This is a genomic window from Serinicoccus profundi (assembly GCF_008001015.1).
Taxonomy (GTDB): domain Bacteria; phylum Actinomycetota; class Actinomycetes; order Actinomycetales; family Dermatophilaceae; genus Ornithinicoccus; species Ornithinicoccus profundi.
Genome location: NZ_CP042862.1, coordinates 2,609,626 through 2,625,766, shown reverse-complemented (window position 1 = coordinate 2,625,766; position 16,141 = coordinate 2,609,626). Strand labels below are relative to the sequence as shown.

Genomic DNA, 16,141 nt, shown 5'->3' with positions numbered 1-16,141 from the left:
ATGAGCCCGACGCGAGCCGACCTGGACAAGCAGCCGCACGAGGTGGCCCGGATGTTCGATGCGGTGGCCCGCCGCTACGACCTCACCAACACCGTCCTCTCCGGCGGCATGGACCACCTCTGGCGCCGCGCCGTGACCCGGGCGGTCGACGCGGCCCCCGGGGAGCGGGTGCTGGACATCGCGGCGGGCACCGGCACCTCCAGCGAGCCGTATGCCGACCGCGGCGTCCAGGTGGTCCCCGCCGACTTCTCCATCGGCATGCTCGCCGAGGGCTACCGCCGCCGCCCGGACCTGCCCTTCACCGCTGCCGACGCCATGCGCCTGCCCTTCGCGGACGACTCCTTCGACGTGGTGACGATGAGCTTCGGGCTGCGCAACGTCGCCGACGTCGACGCGGCGCTGCGCGAGTTCGCGCGGGTCGCGCGGCCCGGCGGGCGCCTCGTCGTGTGCGAGTTCAGCCGCCCGGTCGTGCCCGTCTTCTCGACCGTCTACCGCAACTACCTCATGCGCGCGCTCCCGCAGGTGGCGCGCCGGGTCAGCTCCAACCCCGAGTCCTACGTCTACCTCGCCGAGTCGATCCGGGCCTGGCCGGGCCAGCGGGAGCTGGCCGAGCAGGTCCGCGCCGCCGGGTGGGAGCAGGTGCGCTGGACCAACCTCACCGGGGGCGTCGTCGCGCTCCACCACGCGGTCGCGCCGACCGGCGCCGTCACCACTGGGTAGAGCGGCGCGGTGACCATGGACGTCGAGCTGGCCGAGATCCGGGACTTCCTCGCGGAGCACCCGCCCTTCGACGCCCTGCCGGCGCAGGTCCTCGACGCGCTCCCGCAGCGCTGCTCGATCAGCTATGCCCGACGCGGCACGCACATCCTGCGAGCCGGGGAGCGTGGCGACCGCCTCTTCCTCGTCCGCTCCGGGGCCGTGGACATCACCGACGACGGGCACCTGGTCGACCGGGTCGGCGCCGGGGGCGGCTTCGGGATGTCGGCCCTCGTGGAGCACCTGCCCACGCGCTACGACGTCACCGCGCGGGAGGACACCCTGCTGCTGGAGCTGCCGCAGGAGGACTTCGAGACCCTCGTCGCCGAGCACCCCGCGGTGGCCGTGCACTTCGCGGCCACCCACCACGGGCGCATCACCGCGGCGCTCCGGCAGCTGCAGGCGCCGGTCCGGGGGTCGGCGGTGCTCAAGACCTCGGTCCGCGACCTCCTGCGCGGCGAGCCCGTCGTCGTCACCCCCTCGGCCACCGTCGCGGAGGGGGCGCGGGTCATGACGCGGGCGGGGGTCTCCTCGCTGCTCGTCATGGAGGGTGACGCCCTCGTCGGGATCGTCACCGACCGCGACCTGCGCCGCCGCGTGCTCGCCGCCGGGTTGGCGGCGGACACCCCGGTCGGCGAGGTGATGACCCGTGACCCCGTCACCCTCCCCGCCCGGGCGCTGGCGCTCGAGGCCATGCTGGAGATGACCGGGCGCAACATCCACCACCTGCCGGTGCTCGAGGACGGCCGCGTGCTCGGGCTGGTGACCACGACCGACCTCGTGCGCCTCGAGCGGTCCAACCCGGTCTACGTCGTGGCCGACATCCAGCGGCAGGACGACCTGGCCGGCGTCGTCGAGCAGGCGGCGAGGATCCCGACCGTCGTCGGCCAGCTCGTGCGCGAGGACGCCACGGCGCAGGACGTCGGGCGGGTCGTCGCGGCCCTCACCGACGCGCTGACCCGACGCCTCATCGCGCTCGCCGAGGCCGAGCTCGGCCCCGCGCCCGGGAGGTATGCCTGGGCCGCGCTCGGCTCGGCCGCACGAGAGGAGCAGGGACTGGGCGGCGACCAGGACCACGCGCTCGTGCTCGCCGACGACGCCGACCCCGACGACCCGTGGTGGACCGAGCTCGCGGAGCGGGTCACCGCCGGCCTGGAGGCCTGCGGCTTCCCCCGGTGCGACGGCGAGATCATGGCGACCAACCCGCGGTGGCGCCTGCGCACGAGCGCGTGGCGCGAGCAGTTCGCGCGGTGGAGCGGGGAGCCGACGCCCGACGCCGTGCTGTGGGCGGCGATCTTCTACGACATGCGGGCCGTGCACGGTGACGACACCCTCGTCGAGACCCTGCGCTCGGAGGTCGTTCCCCTCGGCGCCAGGTCGGACCTCCTGCTGGCCTACCTCACCGCGCAGTCGACGCGGATGCGTCCACCGATCGGCTTCTTCCGGGGATTCGTCCTCGAGGACGCCGGTCAGCACCGGGACACCCTCGACCTCAAGCGGGGGATCGCGGCGATCGTGCAGCTGGCCCGGGTCCAGGCGTTGCGTGCCTCCTCGACGGCCCTCGGCACCGGGGCGCGGCTCGCTGCCGCCCGCAGCGCGGGCCTCCTGTCCGCCGAGGGCGCGACCGACCTCACCGATGCCCTGGAGCTGCTCTCCTACCTCCGGCTGAGGCACCAGGCGGACCGCGTCGCGGCCGGCGAGGCGCCCGACAACCACCTCGACCCGCGGGAGCTGGGGAGCCTGGACCGCCGCCACCTGCGGGACGCCTTCGCCATCGTCCGGACCGCCCAGCAGGGCCTGTCCTCGCGGTTGCCCCAGGTCACCTGATGGGGTGGCGCGACGCGCTCGGCCGGTGGGGTGCACGCCCGGACCTGCCGCCCGGTCCGGTGGCCGACCTCCCGGCCGCGGCGGCGGTCGACCCGCGCACCCCCCTGGTCGAGGTGGAGCTGCTCGCTCTCGACCTGGAGACCACCGGCATCGACCCGCGCCGGCACGAGGTGCTCTCGGTGGGGTGGGTGCCGGTGGTCCGTGGCCGCATCGTGCTGTCGGAGGCCCGCCACGAGCTGGTCCGCCCGCAGGGCCCGGTGGGTGGCTCCGCGGTCTACCACGGGCTCACCGACGACCGGCTCGCCCTCGCCCCCGACCTCGAGGCGGTGGTGCCCCGGGTCCTGGGGGCGCTGCTGGCCCCGCCCGCGGACGCTGGGGGAGCGGAGCCGGTGCGCAGGGTGCTGCTGGCCCACTTCGCTCAGATCGAGGTCGACTTCCTCACCGCGGCGTGCCGTCGTCTCTACGGTGCGGGGGTCCCCTTCCAGGTCATCGACACCCTCACCCTCGCGCAACGACTGCTGCGGGTGCCGACGCCGGAGCTGGCCTCCGGCCGGCTCCGGCTGGACGCCTGCCGCCGGCACTACCGCCTCCCGCGCTACCGCGCGCACTCGGCGGTGACCGATGCCCTGGCCTGCGCCGAGCTCTTCCTCGCCCAGGCCGCGGAGATGGAGGAGCAGCGCGGGGCGGCGCTGCGGCTCTCCGACGTCCTGTCACGATGAGCTCGGCCGACTCCCGACGCCTCAGTTTTGCGACAGTTCTGTGGCCTAATCCCTCTGAGGCACCCCTGGGCCGATCTGGAGGGGGTGCAGGCCTAGACTCGGCCGAGTTCGTGAAGGTTGTCACAAGCGAGGCCAAACACCGTGAGTGAGCAGGTCGAGACCGCCGATGTCATCGTCGTCGGAGCCGGGCCGGGAGGCGCCAGCACTGCGGCATACCTCGCGTCCCACGGGCTCGACGTCCTCCTCCTGGAGAAGTCCTCCTTCCCCCGCGACAAGATCTGCGGCGACGGGCTGACCCCGCGGGCGGTGCGCGAGCTCATCAGCCTCGGGGTGCCCATCGACGAGGCCGACGGCTGGCACCGCACCCGCGGACTGCGCATCCTCGGTGGCGGCATGCGCCTGGAGCTGGGACTGGCCGGGCAACGAGACCTTCCCGCCCTTCGGCCTGGTCCGCACCCGGCACGACCTCGACGAGATCCTCGCCCGGCACGCCGTGACGCGCGGCGCCCGGCTGCTCGAGGGCATCAACGTCCAGGAGCCGGTGCTCGACAGCCGCGGTCACATCTGCGGCGTCCGCGCCAAGGTCATGGGCGAGGACGGCCGCGCGACCGGCGAGCGCCGCGAGTTCCGGTCCCGCGTCGTCGTCGCGGCGGACGGCAACTCCAGTCGACTCTCGCTGGCCATGGACCGGCCGAAGCGCGACGACCGCCCCATGGGGGTGGGCGGTGCGCGCCTACTTCGAGACCCCCCGGCACGACGACCCCTACCTCGAGTCCTGGCTGGAGCTGTGGACCAAGGACCAGAACGGCCAGAACGAGGTCCTCATGCCCGGCTACGGGTGGATCTTCCCCGTCGGCGATGGCACGGCCAACGTCGGCCTCGGGATCCTCGACACGGCCGAGGCCTTCGGCACCTTCGACTACCGCGACGTCATGAAGCGCTGGATCGCCACCATGCCGCAGGACTGGACGTTCTCGGAGGAGACGCAGCAGGGCCCGATCCGTGGTGCTGCGCTGCCGATGTGCTTCAACCGTCAGCCGCTCTACGACCGGGGCCTGCTCCTCGTCGGTGACGCGGGCGGCATGGTCAACCCCTTCAACGGCGAGGGTATCGCCGAGGCGATGGAGGCCGGCCGGCACGCCGCCGAGGTCATCGCCTCCGCGCTCGCGCGCGCCACCCCCGGGGAGACCGAGGCGGTGCTGCGCTCCTACACCACGGCGATGAAGGGCGCGCTCGGCGGTTACTACACGCTGGGCCGTGGTTTCGCCACGCTCATCGGCAAGCCGGAGATCATGCGGCTCGCCGTGAAGTACGGTCTGCCCCGGCGCTCACTCATGCGGCTGCTGCTCAAGATCATGGCCAATCTGCCGCAGGAGCGCGGTGGTGGTCTGGACGACCGGGTCATCAATGCCTTGAGCAAGATGACCCCGGCGGCATGATGACCATGTTCACCCCTAGGATTGGGACGCGCGCGACCCTGGCCGGCCCGACGCCGGGCATCTCTCGAAAGGAGTGCTGGCACTGATGGACTACCACCCGTATCTGCCGGTCGTCTTCTTCCTGCTCTTCGGCCTCCTCTTTGCCTTCGGGTCGGTCTTCGGTGGTGCCCTGCTGGGGCGCACCACCTACAACCGGGCCAAGGCCGAGGCCTACGAGTGCGGGATCCAGCCGACGCCGCAGGCGCACGAGGGCGGACGCGTGCCGGTGAAGTACTACCTGACGGCCATGCTCTTCATCGTCTTCGACGTCGAGGTGCTCTTCCTCTACCCGTTCGCGGTGGCCTTCGACCAGGTCGGGTTGTTCTCGGTGCTGGCGATGCTGCTCTTCCTGGTGGTCGTGTCGGTGCCGTTCGTCTACGAGTGGAGCCGCGGGGGACTGGAATGGGACTGACGACAGAGAGTGAGGTGCGGTAGCGATGGGCCTTGAGGACAAGATCCCCGGCGGGATCATGCTGGCGACGGTCGAGGGACTGGCCGGCCATCTGCGGCAGTACTCCGTCTGGCCGGCGACCTTCGGGTTGGCCTGCTGCGCGATCGAGATGATGGCGGTCGGCACCCCCGACTACGACATCGCCCGCTTCGGTATGGAGCGCTTCGCCGCCACCCCGCGTCAGGCCGACCTCATGATCGTGGCCGGGCGGGTGTCGCAGAAGATGGCGCCGGTCGTGCGCCAGGTCTACGACCAGATGCCCAACCCCAAGTGGGTCATCTCCATGGGTGTCTGCGCCAGCTCGGGCGGCATGTTCAACAACTACGCCATCGTCCAGGGTGTCGACCACATCGTGCCGGTCGACGTCTACCTGCCGGGCTGTCCGCCGCGGCCGGAGATGCTGCTCAATGCGGTCCTGGAGCTGCACAAGCAGATCCGCGAGTTCAAGTTCTCGGTCAACCGCGAGGAGGCCGCCCGGGCGGCCGAGGCCGCGGCGCTGAGGGCGATGCCGACGGGCGAGATGAAGGGGCTCTTGGCGTGATGACAGCGAAGCGAGGACACGCAGCGGAGCGAGGCCCGGAGCGAGCGCGGAATCACGCCGGAAGGAGCCTGGCGTGATGGGTAGCGGACCCGAGATGCCGGACAAGCAGCCGCCGGCCCAGGAGACCACCGAGGACCGCGCCAACGCCCCGGAGCGCACCGAGGACCAGAAGGTCGACACGACCCGCGCCCAGGAGAGCGGTGGCGGCTCCGTGCCCGCGTCGGTGCAGACCGACTCCTCCGCGCCGGTGCAGGTCGCGCACAAGAAGGGGATGTTCGGCGGCTCGCTGGGCACCGACACCTCCGGCTACGGCGGGCTGCAGGTGCCCGTGCTGCTGCCCGGGGCCGCGGAGCGCCCCTACGGCTCCTACTTCGACGAGGTGGTCGACGCCCTCGAGGCCGCGGCCCCGCAGGCCGTCGCCGCCGGTCTCGAGCGCGTGGTCGTGGACCGTGACGAGCTCACCCTGCACGTGCACCGTGACCATCTGCCGGCGATCGTGCGCCCGCTGCGCGACGACCCGCGGCTGCGCTTCGAGATCTGCACCGGCGTGTCCGGGGTGCACTGGCCGCAGCAGGAGGGCGCCGAGCTGCACGCGGTCTACCACTTCCAGTCGATCACCCACGGGGTGCGCCGGGTGCGCATCGAGGTGACCTGCCCCGACGAGGATCCGCGGATCCCCTCGATCGTCGGCACCTACCCGGCGAACGACTGGCACGAGCGGGAGACCTGGGACATGTTCGGCATCGTCTTCGAGGGCCACCCCGGCCTGACCCGCATCCTCATGCCGGACGACTGGCCCGGTCACCCGCAGCGCAAGGACTACCCGCTGGGCGGCATCCCGGTCGAGTACAAGGGTGCCACCATCCCGGCCCCCGACCAGCGCAGGAGCTACAGCTGATGGCGACGACGAACAGTGCCGACGAGCAGACCCGCGGCGGCACCCAGGCCGACCAGGGCGCGGCATACCTCGACAGCACCCCGACCGACCTGTATGCCGAGGGGGGCCCGACCTCGGACTCCGTGGACGGGGGCGCCGTGTTCACCGCCGGCGGCGGTGACTGGGACGACATCGCCAAGGACGTCGCGACGCTCGGCGCCGAGCGGATCGTCGTCAACATGGGTCCGCAGCACCCCTCGACCCACGGCGTGCTCCGGCTCATCCTCGAGCTGGACGGCGAGACGGTCCGGGAGGCCCGGGCCGGCATCGGCTACCTCCACACCGGCATCGAGAAGAACATGGAGTTCCGGACCTGGGTCCAGGGCACGACGTTCTGCACCCGGATGGACTACCTCACGCCGATCTTCAACGAGACGGCCTACTGCCTGTCCGTGGAGAAGCTGCTCGGCATCACCGACCAGATCCCGCGCCGCGCCAGCGACATCCGCGTGCTCATGATGGAGCTCAACCGGATCGGCTCGCACCTCATCGCCCTCGCCACCGGCGGCATGGAGCTCGGTGCGACGACCGTCATGACGGTCGGCTTCCGCGAGCGGGAGCGGCTGCTGCGCTTCTTCGAGGCCGTCTCCGGGCTGCGGATGAACAACGCCTACGTCCGCCCCGGCGGCGTGGCCCAGGATGTCCTGCCCGAGCACCTCGACCAGTTCGAGAGCGAGCTGCCGGCGCTGCGCCGGGGCATCGGCGAGCTGGAGAAGCTGCTCCTGGAGAGCCCGGTGCTCAAGGGCCGGACCGTCGACGTCGGCTACCTCTCGCTGGCCAACTGCATGGCCCTCGGCATCACCGGCCCGATCCTGCGCTCGACCGGCCTGCCGCACGACCTGCGCAAGGACCAGCCCTACTGCGGCTACGAGACCTACGACTTCGACGTCATCACCCGTCGCGACATGGACGCCTACAGCCGCATCTGCATCCGGCTCGACGAGATCTGGCAGTCGCTGCGCATCGCCGAGCAGGCCATCGCCCGGCTGCGCGCCAGCCAGGGCGAGCCGGTCATGGTGGCGGACAAGAAGATCGCCTGGCCTGCGCAGCTGTCGGTCGGCGCGGACGGCCAGGGCAACAGCCTGGACCACATCCGCGAGATCATGGGCGAGTCCATGGAGGCCCTCATCCACCACTTCAAGCTGGTGACCGAGGGCTTCCGGGTCCCGCCGGGCCAGGCGTATGCCGCGGTCGAGTCGCCCAAGGGCGAGCTCGGCGTGCACGCCGTCTCCGACGGCGGCACCCGCCCCTACCGCGTGCACTTCCGCGACCCGAGCTTCAACAACCTGCAGGCGGCCTCGGCGATGTCCGAGGGCAGTCTCGTCGCCGACGTCATCGTCGCCGTCGCCTCGATCGACCCCGTGATGGGAGGAGTGGACCGATGAGTGCGGACCCCCTGCACCACCACACCCCGCTGCACGCCTCGGAGGAGCCCTACCCCGAGGACGTGCTGGCCCGGTTGGTGGCGGACAGCGAGCAGATCATCGCGCGCTACCCGCAGAAGCGCTCGGCCCTGCTGCCGATGCTCCACCTCGTCCAGTCGGTCGACGGCTACGTCACCGGCCGCGGTGTCCGGTTGTGCGCCGAGTTGCTCGACCTCACGACCGCCGAGGTCAGCGGGGTCGCGACCTTCTACACCCAGTACAAGCGTCACCCCAACGGTGAGTACACCGTGGGCGTCTGCACCAACACGCTCTGCGCGATCATGGGCGGCGACCAGATCTTCGAGGAGGTCAGCGAGCACCTCGGCGTCGGTCACGACGAGACCACCGAGGACGGCGCGATCACCCTGGAGCGGGTGGAGTGCAACGCCGCCTGCGACTTCGCCCCGGTCGTCATGGTCAACTGGGAGTTCTTCGACCACCAGACCCCGGAGAGCACCAAGCACCTCGTGGACCGCCTCCGGGCCGGCGACCAGGTGACGCCGACCCGTGGGCCCTCGCGGGTCTGCAGCTTCAAGCAGGTCAGCCGGGTGCTGGCCGGCTTCCCCGACGGCCTGGCCGACGAGGGGCCGGGCGCCGGCGAGGCGTCGCTGCGCGGCACCCTCCTGGCCAAGGAGAAGGGGTGGACGGCGCCGCGCCCCGATGCCGGCACCGACACCGACGCGTCGGCCCAGGGTGCGGCCGGCGGACAGGCGGCCGGGCAGTACGACTCGGTCAACACCGGCGCCAACGAGCCGGACGAGGTCCCCACCTCCGAGGGAGTCAAGGACGTCGACGAGACGAGCAAGGGAGACGACGCGTGAGCACGCAGCTGACCCCGATCCTGTCGGAGTTCTGGGACGCCGAGCGGTCCTGGACGCTGGAGACCTACGAGGAGCACGACGGCTACGCCGCGCTTCGCAAGGCGCTGGCCGGCGATGCCGCCGACCTCGTGGCCGCCGCCAAGGACTCCGGCCTGCGCGGTCGCGGGGGAGCGGGCTTCCCCACGGGCATGAAGTGGGGCTTCCTGCCGCCCCCGGACGGTGGTCCGCGCTACCTCGTGGTCAACGCCGACGAGTCCGAGCCGGGGACCTGCAAGGACATGCCGCTGCTCATGGCTGCGCCGCAGTTCCTCATCGAGGGGATGATCATCACCTCCTACGCCATCGGCTGCCACCACGCGTTCATCTACCTGCGCGGCGAGGTCGTCCACGTCTACCGCCGGCTCATGCGCGCCGTCGAGGAGGCGTATGCCGCGGGCTACCTCGGCAAGGACGTCCTCGGCAGCGGGTTCGACCTGGACATCACCGTCCACGCGGGCGCCGGGGCCTACATCTGTGGTGAGGAGACGGCGCTGCTGGACTCCCTCGAGGGTCGTCGCGGCCAGCCGCGGCTCAAGCCGCCGTTCCCCGCGGTCGCGGGCCTCTACGCCCGGCCCACCGTGGTCAACAATGTCGAGAGCATCGCCAGCGTCCCGCCGATCGTCCTGCACGGCGCCGACTGGTTCGCCGGCATGGGCACCGAGAAGTCGCAGGGCTTCGGTCTCTTCAGCCTCTCGGGCCACGTCGAGCGGCCGGGGCAGTACGAGGCGCCCCTGGGCATCACCCTGCGCGAGCTCATCGAGATGGCCGGCGGCATGCGCGGAGGCCGCGCGCTGAAGTTCTGGACCCCGGGTGGCTCCTCCACGCCGATCTTCACCGACGCCCACCTCGACGTCCCGCTCGACTTCGAGTCGGTCGCGGCGGAGGGTTCGATGCTCGGCACCCGGGCGCTGCAGATCTTCGACGAGACCGTCTCGGTGGTCCGCGCGGTCTCGCGCTGGATCGACTTCTACGCCCACGAGTCGTGCGGCAAGTGCACCCCCTGCCGGGAGGGCACCTTCTGGCTCAAGCAGATCCTGGCCCGCCTCGAGGCCGGTCAGGGTCGCGAGGGCGACATCGAGAAGCTCGACGACATCTGCGACAACATCCTGGGCCGCAGCTTCTGCGCCCTCGGTGACGGTGCGACGAGCCCGGTCACCTCGGGCATCAAGTACTTCCGCGAGGAGTTCGAGGCGGGCATGCACACCCCGTGGCACGAGCTCTTCCCCGCCGAGCGCAACACCCTCTTCGCGAAGGAGAGCCAGCCCGCATGAGCGTCAAGACAGAACGCCCGGCGACGGACGCCGACGCGGACGTGACGATGGTCGAGGTCACCATCGACGGCGTCGAGGTCGAGGTCCCCGAGGGCACCCTGGTCATCCGGGCGGCCGAGGAGGTCGGGATCCACGTCCCGCGCTTCTGCGACCACCCGCTGCTCGAGCCGGTCGGTGCGTGCCGGCAGTGCCTCGTCGACGTCTCCACCCCGGACCGCGAGGGCAACCTCAAGCCCATGCCCAAGCCGCAGGCGTCGTGCACGATCGCGGTGTCACCGGGCATGGTGGTCAAGACGCAGCACACCTCCGAGGTCGCCGACAAGGCGCAGACCGGGGTGATGGAGCTGTTGCTCGTCAACCACCCCCTCGACTGCCCGGTCTGCGACAAGGGTGGCGAGTGCCCGCTGCAGAACCAGGCGATGTCCGACGGTCGGCCCACCTCGCGCTTCGAGGACATCAAGCGGACCTTCCCCAAGCCGGTGAGCATCTCCAGCCAGGTGCTCCTGGACCGCGAGCGCTGCGTCCTCTGCGCCCGCTGCACCCGCTTCTCCGAGCAGATCGCCGGTGACCCCTTCATCGCGCTCATCGAGCGCGGTGCGCTGCAGCAGGTCGGCATCTACGAGGAGCAGCCCTTCCAGAGCTACTTCTCCGGCAACACCGTCCAGATCTGCCCGGTGGGCGCGCTCACCGGTGCCGCCTACCGTTTCCGCTCGCGCCCCTTCGACCTCGTGTCCACGCCGAGCGTCTGCGAGCACTGCGCCGACGGCTGCTCGACCCGCACCGACCACCGCCGCGGCCAGGTGCTGCGCCGGATGGCCCTCAACGATCCCGAGGTCAACGAGGAGTGGAACTGCGACAAGGGCCGCTGGGCCTTCACCTACGCCACCCTCCCGGACCGCCTCCACGACCCGGTCGTGCGTGGCGCGGACGGTGAGTATGCCGTCACCTCCTGGCGGGACGCCTACGCCGCCGCGGCGGCCGGGCTGTCCGCCGCCCGCGGAGCCGGCGGCGTCGGGGTGCTGCCCGGTGGCCGCGTCAGCGTCGAGGACGCCTACGCCTACGCCAAGCTGTCCCGCGTCACCCTCGGGACCAACGACATCGACCACCGCGCCCGTCCGCACAGCGCTGAGGAGGCCGACTTCCTGGCCGCCGCGGTGGCCGGTCGGCGCGAGGTGAGCTATGCCGACCTCGAGGCGGCGCCCTCGGTCCTGCTCGTCGGGCTGGAGCCCGAGGAGGAGAGCCCGATCGTCTTCCTCCGCCTGCGCAAGGGGGTGCGCAAGCACGCCACCCAGGTCTTCTCCGTGGCGCCCTTCGAGACACGGGGGCTCGACAAGCTCGACGGCACGCTGCTGGCCTCCGCGCCGGGCACCGAGGCCGAGGTGCTGCACGCGCTGGCCCAGCGCCGCAGCGACGGCCCGGGCACCCCGGACGACGGACCCGTCGAGGCGCTGAGCGTCAACCCGGTCCACGCGGCCTCCGACGCCCTGGCCGCCGGGTCGGTCATCCTCGTAGGGGAGCGGCTCGCCGCGACCCCCGGTGCCCTCTCCGCCGCCGCGGCCCTCGCGCAGGCCACGGGCGCCGCGCTGGCTGGGTGCCGCGCCGCGCCGGTGAGCGCGGTGCGGTCGACGTCGGCACCCTGCCCGGCCTGCTGCCGGGCGGTCGCCCGGTCGGCGACGCCGGCGCCGTGGCCGAGGTCGCCTCCCGCTGGGGTGTCGACGCGCTGCCGGGCCACACCGGTCGTGACCTCACCGGCATCCTGGAGGCCGCCGCGGACGGTGAGCTGGCCGCGCTGGTGGTGGGCGGTGTCGAGATCGACGACCTGCCCGACCCGGCCCTGGCCCGCCGTGCCCTCGAGCGCGCCTTCGTGGTCTCCCTCGAGATCCGCGAGAGCGGGGTCCACGCCTACGCCGACGTCATCCTCCCGGTCGCACCGCAGCAGGAGAAGGCCGGCGCCTACGTCACCTGGGAGGGGCGCCTGCGCCCCTTCGAGCGGGCCATCGAGAGCGGGGCGAGCTCGGACCACGTCATCCTCGACCGCCTCTCCGGCGCCATGGGCATCCGCCTGGGCACCGAGACGGTGACCGACATCCGGCGCGAGCTGACCGGCCTGGACCGCTGGGCGGGCACCCGTCCGACCATGCCGACCGTGACCGCGCCGGGGCCGTCGACGCCCGGACCGGGTGAGGCCGTCCTCGCGACCTGGCACCACCTGCTGGACGCCGGCCGGCTGCAGGACGGCGAGCCGTTCCTGGCGGGCACCGCCCAGCCCGCGGTGGCCCGGGTCTCCGCCGCCACCGCGGCCGGCCTCGGTCTCACCGAGGGCGACCTGCTGGCGGTTTCCACGGCGACCGGCTCTCTGGAGCTGCCGCTGGTGGTGACGACCATGCCGGACGCCGTGGTGTGGGTGCCGACCAACTCCCTGGGGTCCGCCGTCCGCGCCACCCTCGGCGTCGACGCCGGGGCCGTCGTGTCGCTCTCCGCGGCCGCCGCCGGTGGATCCGCCCACGAGACTGTGCGAGGTGAGGTATGAGCCTGCTCACGGCATACCCCGAGGTCGTGGCGAGCGTCCCGCTCGTCATGGAGGACCTGCCGGCCGCCGACTTCAGCGACACCCCCTGGTGGCTCTCGTTGTTCAAGGCGTTCCTGCTGTTCGTCTACGTCATGATCTCCGTCGTCATCGTCATCTGGTTCGAGCGACGGGTGATCGGCCGGATGCAGCAGCGTCCTGGGCCCAACCGCCTCGGTCCGCTCGGGATCCTGCAGACCACGGCCGACGGCATCAAGCTCTTCCTCAAGGAGGACGTCACGCCCAAGGGCGCGGACAGGCTGATGTTCTACGCCGCGCCGCTCATCGTCGCCTCGCTGGCCTTCGTGTCCTTCGCCATCATCCCCATGGGTGGCGACGTGCAGATGTTCGGGCACACCACGCCGCTGCAACTCACCGACACCCCGGTGGCCGTGCTCCTCGTGCTCGCGGTCGCCGGTGTCTCCGCCTACGGCTTCGTGCTGGCCGGCTGGTCCTCGGGCTCGACCTACCCCCTGCTCGGCGGGCTGCGCTCGACCGCGCAGGTCATCTCCTACGAGATCGCCATGGGCCTCTCGCTCGTCGCGGTCTTCCTCTACGCCGGGTCCATGTCGACCAGCCAGATCGTCGAGGCCCAGCAGCAGAGCACCGTCCTCGGCATCCCGCTGTGGTACATCGTGCCGCTGTTCTTCAGCTTCGTCGTCTACGTCATCACGATGATCGGCGAGACCAACCGGCTGCCCTTCGACCTCGCCGAGGGCGAGGGAGAGCTCGGCGGTGGCTTCCACACCGAGTACTCCTCGATGAAGTTCGGCATGTTCTTCCTCGGTGAGTACATCAACATGTTCACCGTCTCCGCGCTCGCGACCACGCTCTTCCTGGGCGGGTGGCACGCACCGTGGCCGCTCAACGTCGTCTTCGACGGGGCGCTGGACCAGGGCTGGTGGGGCCTGCTGTGGTTCACCCTCAAGATGTGGAGCTTCATCTTCTTCTACGTCTGGGTCCGCGGCTCCCTGCCCCGTGTCCGCTACGACCAGTTCATGGCGCTGGGGTGGAAGATCCTCATCCCGCTGTCGCTGGTGTGGGTCGTCGCGGTCATGCTCATCCGCTCGGCCCAGGAGGGCTACTTCGGTCAGGGCCGCTGGGTCACCGTCATCACCCTCGGCGGCATCGGCGTCTTCGTCCTCATCGGGATCCTCGTGTGGGACCGGTATGCCCAGCGCCGGGCCGCCGCACGCGAGGAGGCCCAGGAGGTCCCCGAGGAGATCGACCCGTTCGCCGACGGCTACCCCGTGCCCCCGATGCCGGGCCAGCGGCTCATCGAGCCCCGCCCGGCCGTCGAGCAGGCGCGACCGGTGACCGTCCCCGCCGGGGCCACCGCACCCACCGACAGCGACGCGTCCACCGCCAGCAGCACCGATGAGGAGAAGGAGCGCCGTGGCTGACCCGACAGAGCCTCACCCGAACGAGCCCGCCCGCACCCACACCGACCGTGCGCCCGCGCGGCGCGAGGAGGTCGACGCCACCGGGGGCAAGAAGGAGCCGGGGCTGCTCGGCCAGCTCTTCGCGCCGGTCGCCGGCTTCGGCGTGACCTTCGGCACCATGTTCCGCAAGGTCCCGACGCAGGAGTACCCCGAGGAGAAGCGGCCCACCGCCAAGCGCTTCCACGGTCGCCACCAGCTCAACCGCCACCCGGACGGGCTGGAGAAGTGCGTCGGCTGCGAGCTGTGCGCGTGGGCCTGCCCGGCGGACGCCATCTACGTCGAGGGCGCGGACAACACCGACGAGGCGCGGTTCAGCCCCGGCGAGCGCTACGGCCGCGTCTACCAGATCAACTACCTGCGCTGCATCTTCTGCGGCCTGTGCATCGAGGCCTGCCCGACCCGGGCGCTGACGATGACCAACGAGTACGAGATGGCCGACTCCGAGCGGGCGCCGCTCATCTACGAGAAGCACCAGCTGCTGGCGCCGCTGCGTCCCGACATGCTCACCCCGCCGTTCCCCATGGCCGAGGGCATGGAGGAGCGCGACTACTACCAGGGCAAGGTCACCGGTTCGACCCAGGGGCAGAGGTCCTACGTCGAGCAGCGCGACGCCGACACGGTCGACGCGGCCGCTGCCCGTGCCGAGGCGCGCCCGGAGGAGAGGTCATGACCCCCGACCGGATCGACGGCATGGAGCTCGGGCTCTTCTGGCTCCTCGCCGTGGTGGCCGTCGCGGGTGCGCTCGGCCTGCTCTTCGCGCGCAAGGCGGTGCACGCCGCCATGGCCATGGCGACGACGATGATCAGCCTCGGCGTCATCTACATCGTCCAGCGGGCCGAGTTCGTCGGCATCATCCAGGTCTTCGTCTACTCCGGCGCCGTGATGATGCTCTTCCTCTTCGTCGTCATGCTCGTCGGCGTGGACGCCTCGGACTCCACCGTGGAGACGCTGCGGGGCCAGCGGCTGTGGGCCTTCGGCCTCGGCGCGCTCTTCGTCGCCGTCTCCGTCTACGGCCTCAGCCGGGTGTCCTGGCCGCAGGCGGTCGGGCTGGAGACCGTGCAGGCCGAGGGCACCGTCACCGCCCTGGCCCGCGAGATCTTCGAGCGCCAGGTGCTCACCTTCGAGACCCTGGGGGCGCTGCTCGTCATTGCGGTCATGGGGGCCATGGTCCTCGCCCACCGCGAGCGGCTCACGCCGCGCAAGACCCAGCGCGACATCTCCCGGGAGAACCTCCGCTCGGGGAAGTGGCTCTCCGGCAAGCCGAACCCCGGCGTGTATGCCCGGCACAACGCCGCCGACACCCCTGCCCTGGCGCCGGACGGCAGCCCGGTCGAGGAGTCCGTGCCGCGGGTCCTGGTCGCGCGCGGCCAGGTCACCAACCCGGCGGAGTACCGTCTCGCCGGGGGCAGCGGCCGCACCGACGGTCAGCCGCCGGCCGACCAGTCGCCCGAGGACCTGCCCCGCGGGGTCAACGCCGCCGTCGACAACCGCGGCCACGACCTGGAGCCCGAGGACGACCTGGGCGACACCGACGGGCACGACGGCTCCGGGAGGGGTGAGCGCTGATGGGGCTCGAGGCATACATCTATCTGTCGGTGGTGCTGTTCACGCTCGGGGCGATCACGGTCCTCACCCGACGCAACACCCTCATCGTCTTCATGGGCATCGAGCTCATGCTCAACGCCTGCAACCTGGCGCTGGTCACCTTCTCCCGCCTGCACGGCTCCCTCGACGGCCAGGTCTACGCCCTGTTCGTCATGGTGGTCGCCGCGGCCGAGGTGGTCGTCGGGCTGGCGATCATCATGTCCATCTTCCGTGCACGTCGTTCGGCCTCGGTCGACGACGCCAACCTGCTGAAGCTGTAAAGGA

Annotated in this window: 13 protein-coding genes and 2 pseudogenes; all 15 read left to right on the top strand. The window is 71.5% G+C overall.

Annotation, left to right across the window (positions count from 1 at the left end; genetic code table 11):
- The 15 genes and pseudogenes from FA582_RS12180 to nuoK all read left to right on the top strand — a co-directional run bounded on the left by FA582_RS12180 (position 1) and on the right by nuoK (position 16,137).
- The gene (locus FA582_RS12180; protein WP_010146286.1) at positions 1-720 is read left to right on the top strand and encodes a demethylmenaquinone methyltransferase; all 720 of its coding nucleotides are present in this window, start codon (positions 1-3) and stop codon (positions 718-720) included.
- 15 nt (positions 721-735) lie between these two features.
- Positions 736-2,583: a DUF294 nucleotidyltransferase-like domain-containing protein gene (locus tag FA582_RS12175; RefSeq protein ID WP_033228486.1), complete on the top strand. Its 1,848-nt coding sequence runs from the start codon at positions 736-738 to the stop codon at positions 2,581-2,583.
- The gene (locus FA582_RS12170) at positions 2,583-3,302 is read left to right on the top strand and encodes an exonuclease domain-containing protein (protein ID WP_010146288.1); all 720 of its coding nucleotides are present in this window, start codon (positions 2,583-2,585) and stop codon (positions 3,300-3,302) included. Before FA582_RS12175 ends, FA582_RS12170 begins: the two co-directional genes overlap by 1 nt.
- Positions 3,303-3,443: 141 nt before the next feature.
- Positions 3,444-4,741: pseudogene (locus tag FA582_RS12165) on the top strand (geranylgeranyl reductase family protein).
- A gap of 85 nt (positions 4,742-4,826) precedes the next feature.
- Complete coding sequence (locus FA582_RS12160) at positions 4,827-5,192, top strand: NADH-quinone oxidoreductase subunit A (protein WP_010146291.1); 366 nt, start codon at positions 4,827-4,829, stop codon at positions 5,190-5,192.
- Positions 5,193-5,217: 25 nt separating this feature from the next.
- Positions 5,218-5,772, top strand: coding sequence for an NADH-quinone oxidoreductase subunit B (locus tag FA582_RS12155; RefSeq protein WP_010146292.1), 555 nt, complete (start codon positions 5,218-5,220; stop codon positions 5,770-5,772).
- Between the two features lie 76 nt (positions 5,773-5,848).
- Positions 5,849-6,670 (top strand): NADH-quinone oxidoreductase subunit C, encoded by an 822-nt coding sequence (locus FA582_RS12150; RefSeq protein ID WP_010146293.1) that lies wholly within the window; start codon positions 5,849-5,851, stop codon positions 6,668-6,670.
- The gene (locus FA582_RS12145) at positions 6,670-8,094 is read left to right on the top strand and encodes an NADH-quinone oxidoreductase subunit D (protein WP_010146294.1); all 1,425 of its coding nucleotides are present in this window, start codon (positions 6,670-6,672) and stop codon (positions 8,092-8,094) included. Before FA582_RS12150 ends, FA582_RS12145 begins: the two co-directional genes overlap by 1 nt.
- Complete coding sequence (nuoE, locus tag FA582_RS12140; RefSeq protein WP_010146295.1) at positions 8,091-8,954, top strand: NADH-quinone oxidoreductase subunit NuoE; 864 nt, start codon at positions 8,091-8,093, stop codon at positions 8,952-8,954. Before FA582_RS12145 ends, nuoE begins: the two co-directional genes overlap by 4 nt.
- A complete protein-coding gene (gene nuoF / locus FA582_RS12135) occupies positions 8,951-10,264 on the top strand; it encodes an NADH-quinone oxidoreductase subunit NuoF (protein ID WP_010146296.1) in 1,314 nt (437 codons plus the stop codon). The genes nuoE and nuoF overlap by 4 nt, the downstream gene beginning before the upstream one ends.
- Positions 10,261-12,794 (top strand): annotated as a pseudogene (locus FA582_RS12130) (NADH-quinone oxidoreductase subunit G). The gene nuoF and the pseudogene FA582_RS12130 overlap by 4 nt, the downstream one beginning before the upstream one ends.
- Positions 12,791-14,233, top strand: coding sequence for an NADH-quinone oxidoreductase subunit NuoH (nuoH, locus tag FA582_RS12125; protein WP_010146298.1), 1,443 nt, complete (start codon positions 12,791-12,793; stop codon positions 14,231-14,233). The pseudogene FA582_RS12130 and the gene nuoH overlap by 4 nt, the downstream one beginning before the upstream one ends.
- Complete coding sequence (gene nuoI, locus FA582_RS12120) at positions 14,226-14,942, top strand: NADH-quinone oxidoreductase subunit NuoI (RefSeq protein ID WP_010146299.1); 717 nt, start codon at positions 14,226-14,228, stop codon at positions 14,940-14,942. Before nuoH ends, nuoI begins: the two co-directional genes overlap by 8 nt.
- Complete coding sequence (locus FA582_RS12115; protein WP_010146300.1) at positions 14,939-15,838, top strand: NADH-quinone oxidoreductase subunit J; 900 nt, start codon at positions 14,939-14,941, stop codon at positions 15,836-15,838. Before nuoI ends, FA582_RS12115 begins: the two co-directional genes overlap by 4 nt.
- Complete coding sequence (gene nuoK, locus FA582_RS12110; protein WP_010146301.1) at positions 15,838-16,137, top strand: NADH-quinone oxidoreductase subunit NuoK; 300 nt, start codon at positions 15,838-15,840, stop codon at positions 16,135-16,137. The genes FA582_RS12115 and nuoK overlap by 1 nt, the downstream gene beginning before the upstream one ends.
- Positions 16,138-16,141: the final 4 nt, after the last annotated feature.